Annotated in this window: 1 rRNA gene; it reads left to right on the top strand. The window is 56.0% G+C overall.

Features of this window, described 5'->3' with window-relative positions:
* Nucleotides 1–218, top strand: a 23S ribosomal RNA gene (locus tag ADL01_RS28295); the annotation flags it as partial.

Genomic DNA, 218 nt, shown 5'->3' with positions numbered 1-218 from the left:
CGATAGCGGATAGTACCGTGAGGGAATGGTGAAAAGTACCGCGGGAGCGGAGTGAAATAGTACCTGAAACCGTGTGCCTACAAGCCGTGGGAGCGTCGCGCGCCAAGTTTACTTGGTGCGTCGTGACTGCGTGCCTTTTGAAGAATGAGCCTGCGAGTTTGCGGTGTGTTGCGAGGTTAACCCGTGTGGGGAAGCCGTAGCGAAAGCGAGTCCGAATA

The sequence above is a fragment of the Streptomyces sp. NRRL WC-3618 genome, from assembly GCF_001280005.1.
Lineage (GTDB): Bacteria > Actinomycetota > Actinomycetes > Streptomycetales > Streptomycetaceae > Streptomyces.
The sequence above is the reverse complement of the archived record's forward strand: the minus strand, read 5'-3'. Positions and strand labels throughout refer to the sequence as shown.